Origin of the sequence: Mesorhizobium sp. B3-1-7, assembly GCF_006439385.1 — a bacterium.
Classification (GTDB): Bacteria; Pseudomonadota; Alphaproteobacteria; order Rhizobiales; family Rhizobiaceae; genus Mesorhizobium.
This window is the reverse complement of the sequence record NZ_VFTL01000005.1, coordinates 62,983-76,721: the sequence shown is the minus strand read 5'-3', so window position 1 is coordinate 76,721 and position 13,739 is coordinate 62,983. Positions and strand designations below refer to the sequence as shown.

Annotated in this window: 13 protein-coding genes; 8 read left to right on the top strand and 5 right to left on the bottom strand. The window is 64.3% G+C overall.

Translation table 11 applies throughout. The features are described 5' to 3' along the window. Position 1: 1 nt before the first annotated feature. Positions 2 to 1,012: an anthranilate phosphoribosyltransferase gene (gene trpD / locus FJ417_RS05690; protein WP_140782795.1), complete on the bottom strand. Its 1,011-nt coding sequence runs from the start codon at positions 1,010 to 1,012 to the stop codon at positions 2 to 4. Then, positions 1,009 to 2,904 (bottom strand): peptidylprolyl isomerase, encoded by a 1,896-nt coding sequence (locus tag FJ417_RS05685; RefSeq protein WP_140782794.1) that lies wholly within the window; start codon positions 2,902 to 2,904, stop codon positions 1,009 to 1,011. Before FJ417_RS05685 ends, trpD begins: the two co-directional genes overlap by 4 nt. Positions 2,905 to 3,047: 143 nt before the next feature. On the opposite strand from FJ417_RS05685, the gene tpiA reads away from it, so the two are divergent. The 5 genes from tpiA (at position 3,048) to FJ417_RS05660 (ending at position 8,203) form a co-directional block, all read left to right on the top strand. Next, positions 3,048 to 3,815, top strand: coding sequence for a triose-phosphate isomerase (gene tpiA, locus FJ417_RS05680; RefSeq protein ID WP_140709754.1), 768 nt, complete (start codon positions 3,048 to 3,050; stop codon positions 3,813 to 3,815). A 149-nt stretch (positions 3,816 to 3,964) separates the two neighbouring features. After that, entirely contained in the window at positions 3,965 to 4,450 is a 486-nt protein-coding gene (gene secG / locus FJ417_RS05675; RefSeq protein ID WP_140782793.1) for a preprotein translocase subunit SecG, read from the top strand. A 212-nt stretch (positions 4,451 to 4,662) separates the two neighbouring features. Further along, entirely contained in the window at positions 4,663 to 5,790 is a 1,128-nt protein-coding gene (locus FJ417_RS05670) for a L,D-transpeptidase (protein WP_140782792.1), read from the top strand. Between the two features lie 206 nt (positions 5,791 to 5,996). Further along, entirely contained in the window at positions 5,997 to 7,634 is a 1,638-nt protein-coding gene (locus FJ417_RS05665; RefSeq protein ID WP_140642644.1) for a CTP synthase, read from the top strand. 23 nt (positions 7,635 to 7,657) lie between these two features. Further along, a complete protein-coding gene (locus FJ417_RS05660; RefSeq protein ID WP_140782791.1) occupies positions 7,658 to 8,203 on the top strand; it encodes a DUF1697 domain-containing protein in 546 nt (181 codons plus the stop codon). Between the two features lie 61 nt (positions 8,204 to 8,264). Here FJ417_RS05660 and FJ417_RS05655 read toward each other — a convergent pair whose 3' ends face one another. Next, on the bottom strand, positions 8,265 to 9,722 hold the full coding sequence (locus FJ417_RS05655; protein WP_140782790.1) for an NCS1 family nucleobase:cation symporter-1: 1,458 nt from the start codon (positions 9,720 to 9,722) through the stop codon (positions 8,265 to 8,267). A 295-nt stretch (positions 9,723 to 10,017) separates the two neighbouring features. Between FJ417_RS05655 and FJ417_RS05650 the strand changes: the two genes are divergently transcribed. Together FJ417_RS05650 and dusA are read left to right on the top strand one after the other, a co-directional pair. Then, the gene (locus FJ417_RS05650; RefSeq protein WP_073986813.1) at positions 10,018 to 10,320 is read left to right on the top strand and encodes a DUF982 domain-containing protein; all 303 of its coding nucleotides are present in this window, start codon (positions 10,018 to 10,020) and stop codon (positions 10,318 to 10,320) included. Between the two features lie 206 nt (positions 10,321 to 10,526). After that, the gene (gene dusA / locus FJ417_RS05645) at positions 10,527 to 11,534 is read left to right on the top strand and encodes a tRNA dihydrouridine(20/20a) synthase DusA (RefSeq protein ID WP_140782789.1); all 1,008 of its coding nucleotides are present in this window, start codon (positions 10,527 to 10,529) and stop codon (positions 11,532 to 11,534) included. Positions 11,535 to 11,621: 87 nt separating this feature from the next. On the opposite strand, the gene FJ417_RS05640 is transcribed toward dusA, so the two are convergent. Both FJ417_RS05640 and FJ417_RS05635 read right to left on the bottom strand, forming a co-directional pair. Next, positions 11,622 to 12,326, bottom strand: a complete 705-nt coding sequence (locus tag FJ417_RS05640; protein WP_140782788.1) for a TIGR02281 family clan AA aspartic protease — start codon at positions 12,324 to 12,326, stop codon at positions 11,622 to 11,624. A 10-nt stretch (positions 12,327 to 12,336) separates the two neighbouring features. Continuing rightward, positions 12,337 to 12,567 carry a DUF1289 domain-containing protein gene (locus tag FJ417_RS05635; protein ID WP_140642628.1) on the bottom strand — a complete coding sequence of 77 codons (231 nt, stop codon included), beginning with the start codon at positions 12,565 to 12,567 and terminating at the stop codon, positions 12,337 to 12,339. 165 nt (positions 12,568 to 12,732) lie between these two features. Between FJ417_RS05635 and FJ417_RS05630 the strand changes: the two genes are divergently transcribed. Further along, entirely contained in the window at positions 12,733 to 13,728 is a 996-nt protein-coding gene (locus FJ417_RS05630) for a nicotinate-nucleotide--dimethylbenzimidazole phosphoribosyltransferase (protein WP_140782787.1), read from the top strand. The last annotated feature ends 11 nt before the right edge of the window (positions 13,729 to 13,739 follow it).

Here is a 13,739-nt window from a genome sequence, read left to right as displayed (position 1 = left end):
CTTATCCGTTCGAAATCTCGACGAGCTTGTCCAGCACGCCAAGCGCGCGACCGCTGTCGATCGCTTGCGCCGCCGCCGCGATGCCGTCGGCAAGCGTCGTCGCCTTGCCGGCCACGACCAGCCCGGCGCCGGCATTCATCAGCACCGTGTCGCGATAGGCGCCGGCGGCGCCGCCCAGCATATCGCGCAGTTCCTTGGCGTTGTAGGCGGCGTCGCCGCCGCGCAGCTCTTCCTTGGTGTGCCGCTTCAGTCCGACGGCTTCCGGCGTCAGGGTGAAGCTGCGGATCTCGCCGCCGACAAGCTCCGCCACCTGGGTTTCACCCGTCGTGGTGATCTCGTCATAGCCGTCGCCATGGACGACCCAGGCGTGGTCGGCGCCCAGCGCTTTCAACGTCTCGGCCACCGGCATGATCCACTCCGGCAGGAAGACGCCGACCATCTGGCGGCTGACGCCGGCGGGATTCGACAAAGGCCCGAGCAGGTTGAAGATGGTGCGCGTGCCGAGCTCGACGCGGGTCGGCCCGACATGCTTCATCGCCGGATGATGCGCCGGCGCGAACATGAAGCCGACGCCGGTCTCATGGATGCAGCGGCCGATCATCTCCGGCGGGATGTCTATTCGGACGCCCAGCGCCGTCAGCACGTCGGCGGAGCCGGTCAGCGAGGACAGGCCGCGATTGCCATGCTTGGCGACCGGCACCCCGGCGGCGGCAATAACGAAGGCCGAAGCGGTCGAGATGTTGACCGAATGCGAATTGTCGCCGCCGGTGCCGACGATGTCGATGGCGCCTTGCGGCGCCTCGACGCGCAGCATCTTAGCGCGCATCGTGGCGACCGCGCCGGAAATCTCGCCTACCGTCTCGCCGCGCACGCGCAGCGCCATCAGGAAGCCGCCGATCTGGCCGGGCGTCGCGTCGCCCGACATGATGATGTCGAACGCCTCGCGCGCTTCCTCGAAGGAAAGCGCGGTGCCCGTGGCGACCTTGGCTATGTGTGTCTTCAGAGCGCTCATCGTGTCTGTGCTTGCGAAACGGCGTTCGGATCGATGCGAACGTCATATTGCGACTGCAACTGCGCCACCAACTGGTCGAGCAGATCGTCGGACATGCCGGCGCCGAAGGATTTCTGCGCGTCGTCCGGCACCGCGCTGCCATCGGCGCCTGCCGGCTCGAAGACCTCGGCGACCTTGAACAGGATCTGGCCGTCGCCGGTGGGCGAGGCGATCAAACCGGTACCGCCTTCGCCGACGCCGAACATGGCCGCCGCGCCTTCCTTGCCGAAATCGGCATCGTCGGCTTCGCGCTTCAGGCCGCGCTTGGTCTGCTTGTCGAGCTTAAGCTCGCCGGCGATGACGTCGAGCGTGGTGCCTGCCTTGAGGCGTTTTTCCAGCTCCTGAGCCCTAGCGTCGAGCCGCTTGTCGGTCTCGGCCTCCGTCCAGTCGGCGACGACCTTCTTGCGGACTTCATCCAGCGTGCGGTCGCGCGCCGGCGTGATCGACTGCACTTCGTAGAAGACGAAACCGTTGTCGGCAGTCGTCAGGCCCTCGTTCTCGGTATTGGGCTCCGCCGTGAACACCGATTTGATCAACTCGGCCGATTGCGGCAGGTCGTTGACGATCGTGCCGTCCGGCCGCTGGCCGGTACGGTCGATGGCGTCGATGGCGACGACCTTGAGCTTCAGCTTGTCGGCGGCCTGGGCAAGCGAGGCGCCCGAGGCACGGGTGTCCTCATAGCTGTCATGCACGTCGAGCAGGATGCGGTTCGCTTCGCCGAGCGCCAGGTCCTTGCGGATCTGGTCGGACACTTCCGAAAGCGGCTTCACCACCTGCGGCTTGATCTCGGTCACGCGCAAGAGCACGGGACCGAAGGCGCCCTGGATGACCTGGCTGACCTCGTTGGCATTGAGCGAGAAAGCCGCATCGGCCACCGCCTTGTCGGCGATCTTGTCCTTGGCCAGCGTGCCGAGCAGCGTGTCGGCCTGCGTCTTGCCTTCGGCGGTGACGAGCTTGTCGAAGGTAGCGCCAGCCTTCAGCGAATCCAAAGCGGCCTTGGCCGCATCCGGCGTCTTGAACACCAGCTGCTCGATGGTGCGCATCTCGGGCGTCGTGTAGCGCGCGATATTCTTGTTGTAGTCCTCGCTGACCTGCTGGTCGGTCACCGCGGACGGATCGGCTATGTCCTGCGGCTCCAACCTGACATAGGAGAATTTGCGATATTCCGGCGCGGCATAGTTCTTCTTGTTGGCGTCGAAATAGGCGTTGAGGGCGCTGTCCGACGGCGCCTCGATCGGCTGCACCAGCGTCTTCGGCAGCACGAGATAGTCGATCGTGCGATCCTCGCCGCGATAGAGAGAGACCGCCTTCAGGAAGGTCTGCGGAACCTTGAGGCCGTCGGAGATCGCCTCGACGATCTGCTGGCGCACGGCCACCTGCGAGCGGTTCCTGAGGTAGTCCTCAGGCCGCATGCCAAGCTCGCGCAGCAGATACTCGAAGGTCCGACGATCGAACTGGCCGCCGGGGCCTTTGAAAGCCGGATCCTCGCGCGTCAGTTCGGCCAGCCGATCCTTGGAGAGGCCGAGCCCGAGCTTGCGCGCCTGTTCGTCGAGCACGGCGCCCGAAACGAGCTGCGCCAGCACCTGGTTGTCGACACCGAGCAGCTTGGCCTGTTCGTGGGTGACGCGCTGGCCATATTGCTGCGACAGAAGGCTGAGCTGGCGGTCGTAAGCGAGGCGGTATTCGTTGATCGAGACCTCCGTGCCGCCGGCCGTGATCACCGCGTGATGGCCGCCCAGCACGCCACCCACCATGCGTGTGGTCGCGCCCCAGGCGAGGAAACTCACCACCAGCAAGGACAGCAACGCCTTCGCGACCCAGGTGCCTGCCGCGCTTCTCAATATACCAAGCATGCATACTTCCGATTTTTGCGCATTTTCGCGTGCGCCGAGTCTGAAACAAGCGCAATAGCGCCCTTCCAGTCCACTGTCGATTGCTTTGTGACCTGATTTTGGTAGTGAGGGCGCTGCTTAATGTCGCTCGGAGAACGCGCCCCATGACCCCTGGAATCCGCCCGCTTGTCGCCGGCAACTGGAAAATGAACGGCACCAGCGCCTCGCTCAACGAGCTGCGGTCGATCGGCAACGGGTTCATGAGCGGGCTCGACGCGGAGACCGAAGCGCTGGTGTGCGTGCCGGCGACGTTGCTCCAGCGCGCCGCCGAGATCCTGTCGCGCACGCCGGTGCGGGCCGGTGGAGAGGATTGCCATCCCAAGGAGAGCGGCGCCTTTACGGGCGAGATTTCGGCCGAGATGCTCAAGGATGCCGGCGCGAGCCACGTCATCGTCGGCCATTCCGAGCGCCGCGAACTGTTCGGCGACGACGATGCAATGGTCCATGCCAAGGCATCGGCGGCCTGGCGGGCAGGACTGGTGGCCATCATCTGCATCGGCGAGACGCGCGCCGAGCGGGAGGCGGGCGCCACGCTCGATGTCCTGTCGCGCCAGCTTGACGGTTCCGTACCGGCGAGCGCCACCGCCGCCAACACCATCATCGCCTACGAGCCGGTCTGGGCCATCGGCACCGGCCTGACGCCGACCGCCGCCGACGTCGCCGACGCGCACGCGCATATCCGGGGCAAGCTGACGGCGCTGCTCGGCGATGCCGCGGCCAGGATGCGCATTCTTTATGGCGGCTCGGTCAAGCCTTCCAACGCGGTGGAACTGCTTGGCGTCGAGAATGTCGATGGCGCGCTGGTCGGCGGCGCCAGCCTGAAGGCGGCCGACTTCCTGGCTATCGCGGAAGCATACATGAACATGGCTTAGGCTCATGCAGCATAAATCGTTGTAATGGCCGCATTGCTTCCCATATTCCCGGCCACGGGCTTGGAAATGCCGCCAAAGCATTGTAAGGAGCCGCCTCCAAATCATCGGTCGTATGCGCGGTCGCGCGCAAGGCCTCGCCAGGATAAATTATGGAAACCGTACTGATCGTCGTCCACCTCATGGTCGTGCTTGCCCTTGTCGGCGTGGTGCTGCTGCAGCGCTCCGAAGGCGGCGGCCTGGGCATCGGCGGCGGTTCCGGTTTCATGACCGCGCGGGGCGCTGCCAACGCGCTGACCCGCGCCACCGCCATCCTGGCGGCGGCCTTCTTCGTGACGTCGCTGGCGCTGTCGATCATTGCCCGCTACGGCGAAAAGCCGATCGACATCCTCGACCGTCCGGCAACGTCGACCTCGGGCAACGGCGTGCTCAACCAGCTGCCGGGATCGAATGGACCGGTGGGCAGCTCGCAACCCGCGGCCCCGGCCGGCGGTGCGACGACCACCACGCCGCTTGCCAATGGCACCACCGCGCCGGCCCCGGCCGCAACGCCTGCTCCGGCGCCCGCGAATCCGACCACCGCGCCGGCGGCCAACGGCGTCACCTTGCCGGTCACCCCTCAGGTTCCGAACCAGTAGCCGGACAGGCTCGGCCGCGATCTGTTGTTCTTTGAACACAGTCGCGGCAAATGCGCGCCCGATCACGAAGATTCAATCGGGCGTAGCGCCTGCCTCAGCTTGAGGCGATGACGGCTAATCGATTATAGATTGCGCGCGGCACTTTTCGGCGTCCTTGGGGGGCGCCGGGCGACGCCGTGGGCAACTTGCATTTGAACGATCGGATCTTCGCCATGCAGCTTCGCAGCTTCATCATTTTGGGAGTCTGTGCCGTCCTCGGCATGGGTTCCGCGGCCATCGCCGGACCGGCAAACATGGTCTCTTCACCGTCGGTAGAGAAGACCGACGCAATTCCTGTCGCCGCCAAGAGCGACGCATCGCAGTTGAAGCTTCTCAAGAAGAAGAAAAATCCGACCTCTGACGATCTCGCGCAGATCGGCAAGCTCGAGGCCAAGATCGCCGCCGACAAGCAGGCGGCAAAGGATAAGGCGCTCGAGGCTCGCAAGATGGCAATGCGCGAGGCCGCCAAGGCCAAGGCTGACGCGGCGCGCCAGGAATGGCTTGCCAAGAAGGGTACGGCCGCGCCGGCTGAAGTCGCCGACGCCAAGCCGGCCAAGAAGACCACCAAGATCATCTCGCTGCTGGAGCCGGTCGCGCCGATCATCCCGGCCAAGGCCGAGGAGCCTATCCCGGCTGAGGCCATGAACATCGCCGCCACCGGCAACAACGGTGAACTGCGCAGTGAGCAGCCCGGCCAGAAACAGGCGAGCAGCGGCGGTCTGTTCGACGGCCTCTTCGGCGGCGGCGTACAATCGACTTCGATCAGCTACCTGCCCGAGACCCGCGCGCTCGATTCGGCGCTGGCCAAGAAGGACGCCAAGCGACCTTTCAAGGTGAAGCCGGAATTCGTGCCGCAGGACGTTGCGTTCTCGGGTTATGAGCCGGGCACCATCGTCATCGATACCACTGCTCGTCGCCTTTACCTCGTCGAGAGCTTTTCGACGGCGCGGCGCTATGCCATCGCGGTCGGTCGCGAAGGCCTGCAGTTCAAGGGCACCGTGGCTGTCGGCGACAAGCAGGAATGGCCGCGCTGGATCCCAACGCTCGACATGCAGAAGCGCGAGCCGAAGCATTACGGCCAGTACAAGGACGGCATGAACGGCGGCGGCCAGAATCCGCTCGGCGCGCGCGCCATCTACCTCTATGACGGCAAGAAGGACACGCATCTGCGCATCCATGGCACGATTGCTCCCCAGTCGATCGGAACCAGCGCCTCGAACGGCTGCTTCCGCATGATCAACGAGCACGTCATGGACCTCTACAGCCGCGTCAGGATCGGCACCAAGGTCGTTATCATCTAACGATTTCCATCAAACTGCCCAAAGGGCCGGCGACGCCGGCCCTTTTGTTTTGAATCTTTGCCTTGAAGCATGTCGTTCCCCCAAACCGTTCCATGCTTTTGGGCGACATGCTTCGGGAAAGGCTCTTTGCGAGCACCCGCGCCATTAGGGAAAAAGCCTTCGCGGCGGTTTTTTCTCTGGCGGAATCAATCAGGCCGCGTTAAGCGATGACTCCCATGGCGCGATATGTATTCATCACAGGCGGCGTGGTTTCCTCACTCGGAAAAGGCATCGCCGCAGCAGCTCTTGGGGCTCTTCTGCAGGCGCGAGGCTATCGCGCGCGGATCAAAAAGCTCGATCCCTACCTCAATGTCGACCCCGGGACGATGTCGCCGTACCAGCACGGCGAAGTGTTCGTGACCGACGACGGCGCCGAGACCGACCTCGATCTCGGCCATTACGAGCGCTTCACCGGGCGCTCGGCGAACCAGCAGGACAACATCACCACCGGCCGCATCTACAAGAACATCATCGAGCGCGAGCGGCGCGGCGATTATCTCGGTGCCACCGTGCAGGTGATCCCGCACGTCACCGACGAGATCAAGCATTTCGTGCTGGACGGCAATGACGACTACGACTTCGTGCTGTGCGAGATCGGCGGCACGGTCGGCGATATCGAGGCGATGCCGTTCCTGGAAGCGATTCGCCAGCTCGGCAACGACCTGCCGCGCAACAATGCGGTCTACGTGCATCTGACGCTGATGCCCTACATCCCGACCGCCGGCGAATTGAAGACCAAGCCGACGCAGCATTCGGTCAAGGAACTGCGCGGCATCGGTATCGCGCCGGACATCCTTCTGGTGCGCGCCGACCGGCCGATCCCGAAGGAAGAGCGCCGGAAACTTTCGCTGTTCTGCAACGTGCGCGAAAGCGCCGTCATCCAGGCGCTGGACGTGCCGCATATCTACGACGTGCCTCTGGCCTATCACCAGGAAGGCCTCGATTCGGAAGTGCTGGCGGCGTTCGGCATCGACCCGGCGCCGAAGCCGCGCATGGAGCCGTGGCAAAAGCTTTCCAACCACATCCACAATCCGGAAGGCGAGGTGACGATCGCCATCGTCGGCAAATATACCGGCCTCAAGGACGCCTACAAATCGCTGATCGAGGCGCTGTCGCATGGCGGCCTCGCCAATCGCGTCAAGGTCAAGCTCGACTGGATCGAAAGCGAGATCTTCGAGAAGGAAGATCCGGCGCCGTGGCTGGAGAAGGTGCATGGCATCCTTGTTCCCGGCGGCTTCGGCGAGCGCGGTTCGGAAGGCAAGATCCTGGCGGCAAAGTTCGCGCGCGAACGCAAGGTGCCTTACTTCGGCATCTGCTTCGGCATGCAGATGGCTTGCATCGAGGCGGCCCGCTCGCTGGCGGGTGTCGACCATGCATCGTCGACCGAGTTCGGCCCGACCGACGAGCCCGTCGTCGGCCTCATGACCGAGTGGCTGAAGGGCAATATGCTTGAGAAGCGCAGGGTCACAGGCGATCTCGGCGGCACGATGCGGCTTGGCGCTTATCAGGCCGAACTCGCCAAGGGCTCGAAAATAGCGGATATCTACGGCGACACGCAGATTTCCGAGCGCCACCGGCACCGCTACGAAGTCAACATCGACTACAAGCAGCGGCTCGAGGATTGCGGCTTGGTGTTTGCGGGCATGTCGCCCGACGGCGTGCTGCCGGAGACGGTCGAATATCCTGACCATCCCTGGTTCATCGGCGTGCAGTATCACCCCGAGCTGAAGAGCCGCCCGCTCGACCCGCATCCGCTGTTCGCGAGCTTCATCTCGGCCGCGGTGGATCAGTCGCGGCTGGTCTGAGCGATCGGCTGGCGAACCGTGCCATGCAGACTTACGTCGCGCTGCTTTACAGCATCATCCTCGGCGAGGGACGGCGGGTCGTCATGTCGGACCTCAAGGCGATGGCCGAAAGGATCGGCCTGAAGAACGTCCGAACGCTGGTGGCGACGGGCAATCTGGTCTTCGAGGCGCGGACGGCCAGAATTTCCGATCTCGAGCATCGGCTGGAAAAGGCCTTCGAAGAGACTTTCGGCCGCCATGTCAATATTATCGTGCGCGGCGCGGAGGATTGGTTGAAGCTCGCGGCCGGCAATCCATTCCCGGACGATTCCGCGGACGCCGCCGACCAGGTGGCGGTGCGCGTCATGCGCAGGCCGGCGCCCGTCGAGGCCGCCGCAGCGCTCCAGGCCTACGCTGCCGAGGACGAGAAGGTGCTTTTGGTCGACGGCGATATCTGGGTGGTCTTTTCCCGCGAAAGACCGAGCTCGCGCCTGCTCGCGGCAGCAAGCCACAAGCGCATGGGCATCGGCACGTCGCGCAACTGGAACACGGTGCGGCGCTTGGCGGAGATGGTAGGCGGTAGGCAGTAGGCAGTAGGCAGTAGGCAGAGTGTTCTCTGTTGCCTAGGCCCTACTGCCTATTGCCTCATTTTCAAGCCTTCGCCACCTTCGCACCTGCTCCGAGCGCCATGGTGCGCAGCACGTAATAGACGGCGCCCGCGATCGCCACGCCGAAGAACCAGCCATAGACGCCCCACCAGGACGGCAGCCAGTTGGTGAAGTTGGGCAGGATCGAGGAGAAGATGGCGCCGATGCCGGCGGCGATGAAGGCGTTGACATGCCAGCCGCTCTGGAAACGGAACTCGCCGTCCTCGCGATAGAGCGCCTCGACGTCGACCTCGCTTTTGCGGATCAGGTAGTAGTCGACCATCATCACGCCGAAGATCGGTCCCATCGTCGCGCCGATGATGTTGACGAAGGAAGCGGCGCTGCCTTCCCATGGCGCGAAGGGATAGAGCACCAGGGCGATCAGCGCCGCGATGTAGCCGCCCTTCTTGAAGTCGATCTGGCGCGGGAAGACGTTGGAGAAGTCGAACGCCGGCGAGACGAAATTCGCCACGACGTTGATGCCCAGCGTCGCCACCGCGAAGGTCAACGCGGCGAGGGCGGCCAGGAACCAGCTGTCGAACTTGGCCGAGATCTGGTCGGGATGGAGCAGCACCTCATGGTAGACGTCATAAGCGGCGATCGTCGTGACGCCGGCCACCAGCGAGAACAGGATGAGATTGACCGGCAGGCCCCAGATGTTGCCCTTGCGCAGCGCCGCCTTGTCCGGCGCATAGCGGGCGAAATCGCAGAAGTTGAGGTAGAGCGCCGAGAAATAGGTCACCCAGATCGCCGCCACCGCGAACAGCGCGGTCCAGGAACCGGGCTCGCCCGGAACGCCGGCGTCCTTGGTCTTGTCCAGCAGCACATCCGTCGGGATGTCGCTGGTGAAGGCGAAAGTGCCCGACTTGACGCAAAGATAGATAGCCAGGATCAGCATCATGATCCACACGGCCGGGCCGGCCCAGTCCTGGAAGCGGCGGACGGTTTCCATGCCCTTCTGGATGATCAGCAACTGCAGCGCCCAGATGATGACGAAGCAGATCACCTCCAGGGTCGAATGTCCCAGAAAGTGCGAGCTCTTGTTGAACTCGTCGAACCATTGCAGGCGCGTCAGCAGCGCCACAATGGCGCCCGAAGCCGCGGCTGTCTGGGCGCCGTACCAGAAGCAGGCGACGATCGCGCGCACCAGAGCCGGGACGTTGGCGCCCCAGATGCCGAAGGAGGCGCGGGCAAGCACGGGGTAGGGCACGCCGGTCTTCACGCCGGCATAGCCGACCATGTTCATCAGCGCGTAGATGATCAGCGAGCCGATGCCGATGGCGATGATGAAGTTGACGAAGCCGCCGCAGAACAGAAACAGGCTGGCCGCCAGGTAGTAGCCCCAGAGGCTGTGGACGTCCGAGGTCCAGACGTTGAAGATCGAAAACGGTCCCCAGTTCCTGACCGTTGCCGGAGCCAGATCCTCGTTGTAGAGGTCAGGCGATGCGCCTTGAATGGTCATTGCAAGTGTTCCCCTTGTTGCAAAACGCGCCGTCACGCGTTTGGCTGTAGAGGTTAAGCCTGACGCTGGGGAACCGGCAAGCAACCCATTTGCCGGCTTTCGCCTTAAAGATATTCAATGAGAATCGCCGTTATCCGACGGCTTCGGACTTGAACCGAGCTGAGTCGCCAAGCGGTTCGCGCAGGCTAGCCGGTTCCGAATTTTTTCCGACAGCAACCAAATTTGTTTGGAACCGATCCATAAGACGTGCGTTTAAAGAAGTTCGGCTGCTCTGCGGCCGACCGGGAGGAAAACTATGGATCGCTTGCATTTCTTTACCCCAGTGCGAATTGCGCGTGGGCAGGGATACCCTGTGGAGGAAGTCGATAGCGTCTCCGAGGCGATGGTGTTCCTGCGGAAGTGGCCAACGGGCAGACGCGGCCCGGTTTATCAATGCGCCCTGAATTGCTGCGCGGCGGCTGTGTCGGGCAAGATGTCGGCCGAGGAAGCGCGCAAAGCCTTTGTCGGCTTTGCCCGCATCACCCGGCTGCTAGACGACGACATGGCGCTGCCGCTGGGTGGCGCGTCGATGGACAATGTCTACGCCCTGAGGCGGTAGGCTAAGCCGGTATTTGGCAAATAGAGAACGCCGCGCCTACTCGGCGCGGGGAGTTTGTCGTTTTGCATCGGTCCCGACACGGCCGAGATGTCTTCCCCTTTGTCCGTTCCGCGCAGTTCTGGGGCACCCGGTAGGAAATCGTCGCGAAATCGCTTATGTGAGCGCGATGCCTCGTTGATCGAGGATCAGAGAATCCGCCGGACGTGATGGAAAAGAGCAGCGATTACAAAAAGGTGCGGCTTGCCATAGCTCCAATGATGGACTGGACGGATCGGCATTGCCGGTTCTTCCACCGCCAGTTGACGTGCCGGGCTCTGCTCTACACCGAGATGGTTGTGGCCGATGCCGTCATCCATGGCGCTCGCGAGCGGCTGCTCGGCTTCGATGACGCTGAGCATCCGGTTGCCCTGCAGCTTGGCGGATCGGATCCGGCAAAACTCGCCGAGGCGGCGCGGATCGGCGAGGCCTTCGGCTATGACGAGGTCAACCTCAATGTCGGCTGCCCGTCCGACCGCGTCCAGTCGGGCACGTTCGGCGCCTGCCTGATGAAGACGCCGGTTCTGGTCGCCGAATGCGTCGCGGCGATGAAGGCCGCGGTGAAAGTCCCCGTCACGGTCAAATGCCGCATCGGCGTCGACGATCAGGACCCGGAGCCTGCTCTCGATATGCTTGCCGACAGCGTTCTCGCCGCGGGCGCCGACGCGCTCTGGGTGCATGCCCGCAAGGCCTGGCTGGAGGGGCTGAGCCCCAAGGAGAACCGGGAAATTCCACCGCTCGACTATCCGCGCGTCTACCGGCTGAAGGCCAGAAAGCCGAACGAATTCATCGGCATCAATGGCGGCATTCAATCGCTCGCCGAGGCGTCGGCTCATCTCGGGCATGTCGACGGCGCGATGCTCGGCCGCGCGGCCTATCACACGCCCGGCATCCTTGCCGGCGTCGATGCCGCCTTCTACGGCGAGGCGGCAACCACCTTCGACCACGCGGCGCTGATCGACGCCATGGCCGGCTACGCGGCGCGCCATATCGAGCGGGGCGGGCGGCTCGGCCACATTACGCGACACATGGTCGGACTGTTCCACGGCTTGCCTGGGGCGCGCCGCTTCCGGCAAATCCTGTCGACGGATGCGAACAGGCCTGGCGCCGGGGCGGAGGTGTTGAAGACCGCGTTTTCCGCAATCGATTTCGCGGCGGCGGAAGCCGAGGCAGCCTGACCTTCGGTTAAAACGCGTTGCGTTTTAAGTCATTTTCCTATGCATGTCGTGGTCCCAGAACCGCTACGCACTTCTGGGCGACATGCATTAGTCCCGCAGGATCATGCGGTCGCCGCGCACGTCGAAGCCCGACAATGAACCGATGAAGTTCATGCCGAGCAGGCTTTGGTCCAACATGCCGGGCGCAGCGACCATCACCGATATGTCCTTGCGCACGATGCCGCCGATCGCCACCTCGTCGGTCTTGACCGTCGCCGCGCGCGCCATGCCGTTGGCGGTGGAGACGTCCACGCTGTAGCTGAGCGCCGCCGGGTTGAACCCCGCGGCTTGCGCATCTTCGGACGTCAGCACCGTGCTCGTCGCACCCGTGTCGACCACGGCGCGCACCGGCGTGCCGTTGACCAGGATGCGGGCCTCGAAATGGCCGTTGTCGGCCTTGTCGAGCGTGACGGTCGGGCGGCCATTCTCCACGCCGAGCGCCAGCGGGCTGCCCGGGACGAGGCCGGCGGTCACGCGGCTCGCGACGTCCTGCAGTTCGTAGCGATACTGGTAGCCGGCGATCAGCACGAGCACGAACGCGGCCCAGACGCCGAGATTGCGCGCCATGTCGCCCATCGGCCGGCCGGAGCGGAGCAGGCTCGCGCCGATCACCATGACCAGCACGCCGACCCAGATCAGCCGGCCGAAATCGTTGTTGGCCATGCCGAAGGTGTGGCCGGCTGAATTGTTGAGCATCAGCATCACCAGCCCGACGCCGATCACCGCTATGACGATCCAGAACAGCCGGTTCATCGGTTTCTTCTCACAAGACGCCGCGCTCGCGCGCCATGCGGCTGCGCCGGGTTTCACGACGCGGCCGCCGCTCGACTGTTTCGAGCCGCGCTGGCAATTCGGACATCACCGCCCGGCGCGTTTCGGGGGTCATCGTCAGCCAGCCGGAAATCTCGTCGCGCGTGCGGCCGCAACCGAAGCAGAAGCCGGTTTTCATATCGATCGAACAGACCAGGATGCAGGGGGATTCGATGGCGGACATGCTGTTCTCTTGCCTTTATTCCACATGGTGCAACCGCCGGAGCAATGCAAGCCCTTCGCAATGCGCCACAGGGCAACGCGTTCGCGGCATCGTCAGGCGGTTGTGCCGGCTGGAGAAGGCGGCTATGCCGCTTGCGATTTCCGCAACGGACCGCGACCGACATAAATGACCGCAACGCCTTTCGACGATTTCCGAAGCCTCCTGGCGGCGTTGCCGCCTGCCGATGACGCGGCGGCGGCCCGTGTCCGCGCGCTGTTCGCCAAAGCGGACAAACCGAAGGAATCGCTCGGCCGCATCGAGGACATCGCGACCTGGATTGCCGCCTGGAGCGGACGCGCGCCACCGGCGATCAACCGGCCGCTGATGGCGATCTTCGCCGGCAATCACGGCGCCGTCAGGCACGGCATTTCGCCGCGTCCGGTGGCGGCGACCGCCAACGAGGTCGAACTCTGCGCCGCAGGCGGCGCCGCGATCAACCAGGTCTGCGTCGCCAACGATCTCGGCCTGAAAGTCTTCGACCTCGCCTTGGACATTCCTACGGGCGACTTCACCGAGGAAGCCGCGCTCGACGAACGCGGCTGCGCCGCGACCATGGCCTTCGGCATGGAGGCGGTGGCGGGCGGCGCCGATCTTCTGTGCCTTGGCGATCTCGGAGTCGGCAATTCGACGATCGCCGCCGCGCTTTGCGCCGCGCTGTTCGGCGGCAACGGGGCCGATTGGGTCGGGCCAGGGTCGGGCGCCGACGCTGCGATGACCGCGTGCAAGGCCGAGGTCGTCGATCGGGCGCTGGCATTCCACGGTTCCGGCCTGGACGATCCGCTCGAGGCCTTGCGCAGGGTCGGCGGACGCGAGTTCGCGGCGATCTGCGGCGCCATTGTGGCGGCGCGCATGGAGAAGATTCCTGTTCTGTTCGACGGGTTCGCGGCGACCGCGGCGGCCGCTGCCCTTTACGCGGCCAATCCTGGCGCGCTCGATCACTGCCTGCTTGCCAGCCTATCGCCGGAGCCCGGCCACGCCAAGGCGGCCGAACGGCTCGGACTGCGGCCACTGCTCGATTTCAGCATCAGCCATGGCGAAGGGGTAGGGGCCGCTCTCGCCGCCGGAATCGTCAAGGCCGCGGCGTTGACCAGTTCCGGCATGGCGATGGCTATCCGGCTTTAGAGCCGACAGGG